The organism is Sphingobacterium sp. BIGb0165 (genome assembly GCF_024810095.1).
Taxonomy (GTDB): Bacteria; Bacteroidota; Bacteroidia; order Sphingobacteriales; family Sphingobacteriaceae; genus Sphingobacterium; species Sphingobacterium detergens.
This window is the reverse complement of sequence record NZ_JANUEB010000004.1, coordinates 120,342-131,187: the sequence shown is the minus strand read 5'-3', so window position 1 is coordinate 131,187 and position 10,846 is coordinate 120,342. Positions and strand designations below refer to the sequence as shown.

Here is a 10,846-nt window from a genome sequence, read left to right as displayed (position 1 = left end):
CTATTATTTTGATTGTTTAACTTTGATTAATGTAGGACATTCTTTTGTTGCATTTGGTGTCGAAGCACTTTCTACAGTTACCTCATTGATCGTAACACCTTTGGAAAAAGTAAGTCCCATCAGATAGGTGTAGATATCCATTTGCTTCTTTTTCCCGTCCATCTCTACATTTACCTTGACCTTTTCATCTCCACACAGATATTTTGAAAGGATATAATTATACTTTGCATTAAAATCTGCGCCATTTGCAATATCCTGTATCTTTTCTTTCAGATCATTGAGTGCATCCTGAGCTCCTTTTCCTGGAGTGACAAGCTGGTTGATATCAGCTGTTGGATCGACGATACGTATCGTGTGAAAAACAAATTTTGGGCTCTTATCCGAACGGAGCTGCACCTTATAGATACCAGGTTTTGTATAGGTATAGAGCGCAGATTTACCTATTGCATCCACTTTTCCAGTCTCTCCAAACCACCATTCAAACACTTCTCCAGGACCATTTGCTTCCAGTCGTATCTCCTCCAGTACAATGCCATTGGTCGAACCACTGATAAATAAGGTTGTATCCTGTGCCAAAGAATGAACGACACTGTCTTTCACCGACACAAAAAACTGTTCACGGAGTTTATCGTTTACCGTGAGCCTTAAGACATAGGAGCCTACAGCCGGAAAGCGATAAGTCCCTTGTTGTTTTGTCGATTTATCTCCATTTCCAAACTCCCAAACCCATTTCTTTGCACCATTGGTATTATCTGCATAGATCAGATCCTCATTCAAATAAATTTCAGTCTTGTTTATCTTGGCGCTGATCTTCTCTTCTGCTTTGGTATAGATTTTAAAGAAATATAGCAATCCCGCTAAAATCGCAATGACTAAAAAGATGATGATAAACAAATAGATACGAGGGTTACTCTTGGAAACCTTCTGTACTGACTCCTCTTCAATAAAATTATTATCCATTTAGCTATAATTGATTATTTATATGTATTAACGCGCATTCATCATATTGATGGTCTGCTGCAATTGTTTCCTGTTTACGATGCAATCATCCAGATTTTTAGATATACGGTCTATATCATTTATATTGCCTTTAAGCTCCCGACGGTCAACATAGTAATTCTCATAGAGGACTGCTGCCTGTGCAAATATGCCATATCTGTTGTCGAAACTATTCTGCGCATAAATGGCATTGACATCATTAAATGTTTTTTTAATATCATTTTCAATGAATACAGCCTGCACTGATGGATCAAATCGCTTGATCTGCAAGGAGGCACTATCCACATAGCGTAAGGCCATTTTTGCGGACTCTTCAAATTTCTGATCATCCTGGATACGCAATGCAAGGTCTTCTTTTGATATTGCAAACCGAGGACCGTCACTATAGAAAAGAACAAAGCCCAATATTGTCATTGCCAGTACAAAAGCTCCCAGCAATAAAAGAAAATGTTCACGTCTTTCAGCTAAACTAAGTTTTATCATATTTTACCTCCCTACAATCGAGCCTTGGTTTACAACTTTGTTAATTTGGTTATTCATTAGGATACAACTTTCGAGCTGCATACGTTTACTTTCAATCAGATTTTTGGTAGAAAATAATGAATCTTGTAAGCGGGAAACTAAAATCACATCTCTATTTAACTGTCGATAAAATTTCAGGCTAGCTCGGCTACTATCTGCCTTTAAACCATCAATTACTCGACTGATATGGCCCGAACTTTTGGCAATTTCATTCTGAAGCACCCGTTTTCTGGCGATAGCTGACATATCCGCATTCCCCTGACCAATATCTCTGAAATATTGATTGATCTGTGCAAATTGTCTATTGATATCCGCCCTCGAATTCATCAGATTTTCGACCTCTTCATACTGCTCTTTCAAGACCACATACTCTTTCTCAGCAGCTTTCAAGTAGAGAAAAAAACTCGATAGTGATACCAGTAAAAGCATCGTAAACAAAATAATAAACTTGCGATAAGCCGCACTTATTTCCTTTTGGTTTATTGGTTTCATAATTTCAATACTCCTTTTTCTAAAACTATCGCAATCATATATTCCAGCATTTGGATAATTAAAACAGATCAAAATAAACCTAGTGGCACAAGCATTAATCTATTCAATATATGAACTAACGTTAGTATGATACTTCAAAATACTTCGTTGAACGTAAAAGCAAAAAACAGGCCACAAATAGGTAATTATTTATACTAGACACCTGATTTAGCATATTGTAATACTGCAACGGAGAACTACAATACCTGCTTTTCCTTTTGATCACTCAAGCTAAAATGCTCAAAAAGCATAGCGATAAAACATTAATAATCAAAATCATATTCCTCAAAAAACATTCCTGCGGCACTTTGCGTATAATATCTTAAAACAGGAAAAAAAAGACAAGTTTCAATCCTTGTGTTAATTTATTATTATTATTTAAGCGGTGATTTTTTCTCATCATCTTCTTGCTTCTTCATATATCACCGCTGCCTTTTTTCTCCTAAGGTTAAGAAACACCTCGCTACTGCAACAAAATCAATGTAATATTAAGATATTGGCTGCTAGGAACAAACAACGGTTTAAAATCCGTCACATATCATCTTAAATCCGTTGGATATTTCCTTAAATTCGTATCAGCCCCCAACATCGGATGAAGATTGCTATAAAAAAGCCCAACAAATATGCTGGGCTCCCCTAAAACAGTAATTTCATCTATACTATCCTTGCAAGATATTTTTAATAGATCAGCTAAAAAAAATTGAGTTCACTACCAAATCTCAAATGTATCTTTTCCTTTGGGGATATAAAGCAATATCCGCAGAAAGCGCACACGAACGCCACCCTCCTCGGCGTTATATTTTCCCCAGATGGAAGACCGCCCCCGTAGTCTTGTATCGGTCGAACGATGTTCCAAACAAACCAGTTTACCATCGCCATAGATTTTCATCGCATAATTTTCCAATGGCTCGAGCTTAAAAGATGGGGTATCAAAATAGAATAAATCGTCCTTACCATTTTCTTTTAAATGTTCAGGCGTATAGTATTCTGACTGTAGTTGTCTCATATCACTATTGAACACCAATGAAAAATACTGATCCTTATTTTTCTCGCCTACTAACTTTCCAAAATATTTGTAGGCTTCCACCGCTTTCTCTTCCAATACCTCTTTGTCCATGGTCCTCAAATCTACGGCTGCATCGAGTGAAGGAGATTGTTCGTAGGGCACGTTGGCATTGAACTCGACAGTATATTCATAGTAGGGTAAGCCAGCTCCAATAAATGTTTTGCCGTCCTCCTTCTTTGGATTTACATGTTCAAGCACCTTGACCTGTTTATCAAAACTCGTCAGCGTGTCTGCATTATCCCTCGAATAAAGTGTTAAATTAAATCGAGTATATGGCGTCAATTCTTTAAATCCTTCACCTTGTTCACGCTCGTTATGTGGATAAAGCCGGTATGTAAGTTTCTGTTTACCTGATTTCGCAATAAAATTGTTTAATAACACAGGCGACATTATCCCCCCATCCTGAAAATAGCGAAATGCTGGAATATCATTTACCAATATCTCAAAAAAACACTGCTCATGATCCATATAAACATAGTATAATGGTTCTTTTGGAAAATGTTTGATCATCTTTTCTTTTATAGACAGGGCATTCCCCGCTGTGATTGCTGTTGGATTTGATTCGGTTATGGGTGCTTTTATCATTTTATTAGTTGTAGTTTGGCATGACATCGTCACAAAGAAAAATAATATCAATAGGTTCTTCATTTTATAAAAATTGGATTTTTGGCATTTTAAACGTGTGCTCACCAAAAAGATTAAACTCTGTATTAACGAGATTGGCTTTTTTGTTGGCGGCATCCCAAGAGTCATCAGATCCGCGATTAGAATCTACTCCCAATTGTACACTTCCTTTGATACCTGAAAAATAGATCGTGTCCTGATAATAGAGACCTTCACGGTCGCCAGCGCTCCAGGTGCGCGTGTGGTTAAAATGGGATTCCATACTTGCGGCCAGGTAAGCATCTATACGAGTGGCAAAATTACCGAAGTACCGTTGTGCAGAAAATGGATCAATAGGCACACAACCGACCAAATATACACGGCCCTTAGCTTCCAATTGGCCTTTCATCTTAATCGAAGATTCACCGATAGATTTACCGGCACTGTTATTAAAACCAGATACAAGCTGATTTTTCACCTCCACCTTACCGTCATATTGCTCATAGCTAGCCGGCGCCGAAACTTTTAGCTGATATTCCTGCTTAATTTCTCCTGAAAAGAATATACTGATTTTAGCGTCTATGCCAGCCTTATCCAATAAGGTTTGAAATCCTTCACCTATTCCATCTTTTAGCTTACCTCCGAGTTTGTTACGACCAGCTTTTTCCAGATTGTCTTTTAATAGATCATCCTTATTGATTTTTTCTTTCTTCAGAGATTCTGCTAGATCCTTATCATTCTGTATAAAGGAATTAGTCAGCAGATCTTTCAATCCCAGTTTTTTATCAAATTTGATCCCAATGACCGGATCAGCTTTAATATTAAATTGCGTTACAAAATGGACGATCTTATTGACCTTTTCGAGGTATGAGCCGTAGGTAAAAGCAACCTTGGGGAATATAAAGTCAAAACCAAGATCAGTGACCTGTTTACTGGCATCTTGAACTTTTTTTAGCCCTTTCGCTAACTTCTTAAGCTTTGGAAGCTTAGTAGCTGCCGATTCTCCCATTGTTAGCACAGCAATAATGATTTCAACGATCATTACCAAAATGGTCAGTGTCAATATTCCCTTTTCAACTAGATCCTGGTTGCCCTGTGCGTAACTCTCGTCCTTGTTAAATTTACCGCCACTGAAATTCCATTTTTTCCCGTAACCCAGCCCGTACATTTCCGCCTCAGATTTAAAATATTCGAGAATAAGTTTCAATAACTCGCCCTGAAGCGGCCCCATCATTGGAAAGTAATTCAGTACCTTTAGGTACATATCAATATAGGGCTGTGCTTTTTCCATCAGTCCGGCAATGCCCCTAACAATAGGTGTATCAACCGAAACACCGCGACAGACTAATGGATATTTTCCGGTATAGTCATAAACGGCATGTATAATCCAGACCGCATCGGTGAAGGCATTTACTACGATGGTTGTCTGTGTTTTATCGGGAAAATAAGCACAGGAATTGATGCGCAGTTCGTACCGATTTGGCGTTAATGCCACCTGCGTCGGAAACATGCCGGCCTCAAACGAAAATACTTTGATATTCATTTTTTCTCCAGCAATATCTATGTTCTTCACAGCTTCCCTGTTCTGATTTATATTCACGAGCTCCAGGTACTTGGCTTTTGATTTGTCGTGTTTCTTGTCCCCCTTAAATAAGCAGCCTGCAGTATCAAAACCTTTGACATAAATCGCAAGATCGGTCTGGTCCTCCATATTCGGGAGAATGGTATTGTAAAAAATACGCTTCAGATTTTTTAAGTCAAACGAGATAGCTGTTTTCCTGTTGATTTTATGAATAGGCCGGTCTTCATTGGTAAGGTATTCAAACTTTTTCGCTCTGGACTCACCGTACGAACCTACCGTTAATTTATTAACAACACCATTTGTATACAGGTAGCTCAGAATATGATTAGCCCTTTTATCTGTTAACTTGAAATTATAATCTTCAGTATTTCGGATATCAGCATAAGACTCGACCTTTGCGGCAATCTGAGGATTATTTTTCAGGAATTTAACAATATTATTTAATACAGGCTTTGAATTATCGGGCACCTCAAATTGGTCCGTTCCATAGAAGACATCAAATGAAAAACGATAGGTTTTCTCGGATACAGCAAAGGTCTTGGGATCTTTTTCATTAAATAATATGGCAACTTTATCCCGATCGTGGACACTGATCGTCTGGAATTTACAATGATCATTTTTTTGGGGTTTAGCCTCTTGCTCATTGACAGTAACTACCTTATTACTAGCAGGCATAATGGGTTGTAACCAAACCCCCACCTGATTTAGTATATAGAGGTGGATTGCATGTCTCTGGTCCCCTTTTTTTGTCGTATCTTTGATATACCCTGTCTGCCCTTTTACACGAATCATAATATAAAAACGCTCTTTGGGCTTTTTAAAACCCATTTTTGTTTTCCATTGCAGGGTCTCGGCCGCCGAAATTTCAAGATTCAGCTCACCGTCTTTTACTACCCGGGTATAACTACCGACAAGCTGATCGTCTGTCGCCGAAAATACATTCGCTTCACAATTATAAATCTCAACAATACATTCATAACCATTAACCCCTTCCAAAACAAGATTGAGTAATAAAGGTCGATTAAACTTAGTTGGATTTCCATTATGAATTTGAAGATTATTATTTGGCGTATTCTCCTTCCAAGAGGACTTGACCAATCTGTAAGGCGCATAAGCTCTGACAAATACCCCAGTTGTCTCTCTATCCTTAAATCCGGTTAGACTTGCTTCCAGGTAGAACCTGGTACCTCCTGCTAGACTTTTTGGAATATACAGACTGTAATCATTATATTTTTTCTTCTCCTTAAAATAATCTACACCCCTATCTTCGGACTGTCTGATCCAGAAAACGTCCCCTTTTTTTTGCGCCTCAGAAGTATCTGGAAACCAGTCAACCACCTGAAATTTCACGGCTTTATCAGCAGGAATCACAATTGTGGTGGCGCTTCTATTTATGAGCGCAGTGCCGGGAGCCACATCAATTTTTTTTACACCTTTCTTTGCCATAATTATTATTAACTGTCAATAACCTGCTCCTGGCTTGTCTGAGAGAGTTCCTCAGGTACATCCATTGGATTTAACTGACTCTGTACATTCTCATTTGCATTATTTTTATTTTCAGTAGAAGGTTCGGCTTTCTGCCCATGTTGCACGATTGAAATGCAATCCTTGCCACCGATTGGACAGGTAGCCTTCGAATCCTCCAACAGGATTTTACCTCCATTTTTTAACGTAATGTCTTCATAAAAATCCGACCACGCAGAAACCACCGCATTGCAGGGTTTATTGTTGAGCTTCGAGCAAGATCCAAACATATTTTTTTCAAATGTTGCACCAATATCGACTGTGCTTGCAATACTTTTTTTTGCAGCGTCTTTATCGTTTACAAATTCATCCGTATTAGTTAATACTTTAAGCTTGTCCGGGCTGGTACCAAATTTGCACATACACTGGGCACCTTGCACGACCACATGTTTTTCAGCCATAGTTATTTAAATAATTTATTAAAAAAACTCCCTTGCTTGCCTTTTTCTTCCAATACGATTGACGTATTACTATCCTTTATCCAATTATTTCTTGCAAAAAGCTCCGAATTATCCAATTCAAAATATTTAACCATCACCGTACTATTTTTTTCATATTCCCTGATCTGCCATTCACCTTTATAGGCGACGATATGATTATGAAAAGGGTGCAATCTGATTATTCCGTCATACACACCTGTATATTTTTGCATTGTCAGGCCCTCATCATTCTGTAATTCACCACGATGAACAAGTTCTACTGCACCCTGGTCTGTTGTATATTCGCCAATTGTTTGTTGGCAAAGAAATCCGGGGTTCGCAAAACTCAGCGGTAAAGGAAATTTTAACCAGTCTGTCAACTGTTTCTCCTGTCCATAGTCTTTGAAGATGGGCTGAAAATATGATTGCAAAAACCAGTCGCGGTAGAGAATGGCAAACATAAAACGATCATGATCTACTAAAACGGCTTCGGTCTTTGCGAGATATTTTTCAAAAAAATCCCCTTCAAAGTAGTTCTTCAAATCAGCTTTACCAGCTGGCCAGCGTTTGACGATCTCTTCATAATTCGCTATACCATATGCTGAGCCCGCAGCATCTATACGAAGTTGAAGCGGGTAAATAATCTTTCCTGTTTCATGTGCTAGTTTATCCATTACGAGATCAGGTTCTTTCTCATTGATCCAGACTTCTTCGGAACGATAGACTTCAAATAGCATATCTCCTAATACATTATCTTCTAGTCGTTTGATCGTTGTATCATACTTGATCTCATTTTGTATACCTTCCTCCGAAAATTCGATCTGCACGCCATATTTTCGAGCAGCTCCGATCGGCCACTGCAACCTCAAGTGCTGAAACTTAACCGGTTTGGAACGTGGTATATCGCTATCTGCTGTGCTTTGTACCGCAACAGTCGCCGCCTGCGGCTGAACCTCTGGGCTTGCTGCATCGTCAAACAATAGGCTAAACTTCTTTTCCATATTTACCCCTCCTTATTTCCCCTTCCGTGTACCTTTTTATTACTCGCCAATATCAGATTACCCTCCCTAGCTTCAAAATTAAGCTGGTCGGCAAGCTTCTGCACCTTACCGGCAACCTGTAAATTATAACCGGACTGAATACGTATTTTAATATTTGTTGCTTGTTTTGAAATTGCCATAGTATATTCTATTTTAAATCGCTCCAACCTGTCTCGTAAGACAGGAATATTCCAACTATGCTTGTTCGCTTTACCATAAAGGAAAATATTATTCCTTCAGTTCAACTCTCTTCCAATCGTTGTTTGGATCCATTCCAACACCTTCCCTTCGTGCCGAACGATGGAAATAACTGTAACGCAGTGTTTTTAACTCATTTAAATTCGCTGCATTCAATTCCCTGCCAGCATAGGGATAAGGAGCACCATCAAAAACATAGGCTTTCAGCTTTGCTTCCACACTGACCAAGGTAGGATGCCCTTGTATGCTATACTTGCCTTTCATTTTTTCTTGGTCTATTTGTGCATTATGATCTTTACTAAAAGATCCCATAAAATGCAATGGAATAAAGCTATACTCCTTGTATACCAACTGTTTCTCTCCACGCAACGCCCAATACCAGCCACCAGTGATTGTCAACTCCCCAGGCTTGTACCATCCATCTGCAATCAAACGGTCCCGAAGAGTTTCTAACTTTCCATAAGAGAGTTTCGCCGTTTCGATTTCTTCCTTCACCTCGCGACCGGTCAGGTAGCTCCCCCCGATATCGGAGTGCACCCCTGGCAAATCTCTTTCGAGCCCCTTTGGCGATCGGGTCAGTGAAAAATTCTCCCGCATCTCGTCCCTAGCGGTAAAATGGACTACTTGCTGTGCTTTGCCCAGCGTATTGAGGTTCAATTCGCCGATATCGTTTGAAAACCGGGGGACAGGAGTCGGCGAATAAGAAGCTACAGTATCAAAAATGCCCAGAAAATTCACTTTCACAAAAGCCGGATTTAAGGTTACCCCTTTGACTTTGAGCGCGTAACCTAAGTGTCCACCTGCGGGCATTTCTTCCCGTCCGGGCATATTGTCGCTATCGGAATAGGTTGTCACCTCTTCGGTTTCGGTTTTTCGCCCTTTATAAGCAGCCTTCCCAATTTCATAGACAAAATTCCGCGCAGCAGCGGCACCGCGACTGAAGCCATATACATTAAATATAATCTCCCGCAGCACTTTCCCTTGATTGGCATCCATTTCTTTTTTGATAATAGCGGCCGCTTGTTCACAACCCTTACGCACTTTAAACCGAATACCTGTCCAGCCCGACCCAAAAGCGTAGCCCATTGTCGAGTCACCCTTAAGGTCTGTGGTACCTATCCCCTCAATATACAATAGATTCGGATTGGTACAGTTCTCCCATAATCGGGCAACATTGGACCAGTCATTCTGGTAACTGGACTCATCGTCCGATTTACCGTATTTTTCAAATGAACTGTGATTGTTCACTCGGGCATCCGAATTACTCTTATTGTTTTTGGTGCCATCAAAAAATATATTTATCGTTACTGAATACGTTTTTTGCGTATTCCGAGGCGATGGATTATAGTCTTTAAATACAACATTTGCCATAAATTTATTAATTATCTACCGGTACCAAGGCCAGATCATATCCAACAATTTTAACCTGCTTTGAGGATGACTTCAGATAAGTATTCAATACATTTGAAGCAATATCCACCTGAATCAGAAGATCTATTTTTTCTGCAGGATCAAATTGTTCAAAAGCTTTTTTTATCACATCATATTTAAATCTTGTATCTGCAACCCAATGCTGCTGTTTGCTGTCCTGCCATTTGACAGATATATGTTCAGGGATCGCTTTCGGCAGATCCGTATTGCCATCACTTGTATTGAGCAACTGATCTCTTTCACCATTAAAGCATTCGTAATAAAAATAATCTTTGGGACCTATGCCAATACCTTCCACTGCAAATTTCCACGCATACTTTTTGTTATAATCGAGGTATAGCTTAGGATCTGGCCATCCTTTGCCCTGCAATTGCGCGTAAAGCTCAGTGCCGTATAATTTTTCCGGTGTATACGCCGCATCCCTATATTCTTGACGAAAGAAATGCTCAAAATCCGGATTTGCAGTTTCTTTGTTGATTGTAGTATCATGTGCCTGAAAAGTAGCCAACAGCACTTGCCGTGCCCCTTCGGCCCACAATGCGACATTCCCTCCGGGCGCTAAACCAACAATTAGTGTTTCAAACTCTTCTTTAGTCCCTGTTTTTACATTTAGGCTTCCCTCCTGCCAGACCTTGGAAATCTGCTCTTTATCCAATTTCCAATTTCCCGTATAGAATTTTTGTTCTTGAATAGCGTACCAAGTCATCTTTAGTTCATCCGGAAATTCAATGGGTGTATCCGGTCTACCCATACTTTTACCTGACGAACTCCAGCCCTGTTTAAGTATCCCGTAGATCGGGCCAAAGTTATAAGCGTACTCATTACTGCTCAATGCACCATTATAAATCTCTACTGGATATTCCTTGGGCGCAACAACAGCACCAGCCCACACTTGTTTTTTTTCGTTCATCTTTGATTCTTGACAACTGGA

Annotated in this window: 10 protein-coding genes; all 10 read right to left on the bottom strand. The window is 39.5% G+C overall.

What is annotated here, in order from left to right; translation table 11 throughout:
- Positions 1–3: 3 nt before the first annotated feature.
- The 10 genes from M2408_RS09925 to M2408_RS09880 all read right to left on the bottom strand — a co-directional run bounded on the left by M2408_RS09925 (position 4) and on the right by M2408_RS09880 (position 10,825).
- Positions 4–960 (bottom strand): PKD domain-containing protein, encoded by a 957-nt coding sequence (locus M2408_RS09925; protein WP_257091152.1) that lies wholly within the window; start codon positions 958–960, stop codon positions 4–6.
- 27 nt (positions 961–987) lie between these two features.
- Complete coding sequence (tssO, locus tag M2408_RS09920; RefSeq protein WP_120257249.1) at positions 988–1,482, bottom strand: type VI secretion system TssO; 495 nt, start codon at positions 1,480–1,482, stop codon at positions 988–990.
- Positions 1,483–1,485: 3 nt separating this feature from the next.
- Positions 1,486–2,013, bottom strand: coding sequence for a hypothetical protein (locus M2408_RS09915; RefSeq protein WP_120257248.1), 528 nt, complete (start codon positions 2,011–2,013; stop codon positions 1,486–1,488).
- 748 nt (positions 2,014–2,761) lie between these two features.
- Positions 2,762–3,703 carry a hypothetical protein gene (locus tag M2408_RS09910; protein WP_120257247.1) on the bottom strand — a complete coding sequence of 314 codons (942 nt, stop codon included), beginning with the start codon at positions 3,701–3,703 and terminating at the stop codon, positions 2,762–2,764.
- Positions 3,704–3,767: 64 nt separating this feature from the next.
- On the bottom strand, positions 3,768–6,749 hold the full coding sequence (locus M2408_RS09905) for an OmpA family protein (protein ID WP_259181347.1): 2,982 nt from the start codon (positions 6,747–6,749) through the stop codon (positions 3,768–3,770).
- A gap of 8 nt (positions 6,750–6,757) precedes the next feature.
- Positions 6,758–7,228 carry a DUF4280 domain-containing protein gene (locus M2408_RS09900; protein WP_259181346.1) on the bottom strand — a complete coding sequence of 157 codons (471 nt, stop codon included), beginning with the start codon at positions 7,226–7,228 and terminating at the stop codon, positions 6,758–6,760.
- 2 nt (positions 7,229–7,230) lie between these two features.
- Entirely contained in the window at positions 7,231–8,247 is a 1,017-nt protein-coding gene (locus M2408_RS09895) for a hypothetical protein (RefSeq protein WP_259181344.1), read from the bottom strand.
- Between the two features lie 2 nt (positions 8,248–8,249).
- On the bottom strand, positions 8,250–8,426 hold the full coding sequence (locus M2408_RS09890; RefSeq protein ID WP_167457170.1) for a hypothetical protein: 177 nt from the start codon (positions 8,424–8,426) through the stop codon (positions 8,250–8,252).
- Between the two features lie 88 nt (positions 8,427–8,514).
- Entirely contained in the window at positions 8,515–9,855 is a 1,341-nt protein-coding gene (locus tag M2408_RS09885; RefSeq protein ID WP_259181340.1) for a DUF2235 domain-containing protein, read from the bottom strand.
- Between the two features lie 7 nt (positions 9,856–9,862).
- Positions 9,863–10,825 carry a DUF2931 family protein gene (locus M2408_RS09880; RefSeq protein ID WP_259181339.1) on the bottom strand — a complete coding sequence of 321 codons (963 nt, stop codon included), beginning with the start codon at positions 10,823–10,825 and terminating at the stop codon, positions 9,863–9,865.
- Positions 10,826–10,846: the final 21 nt, after the last annotated feature.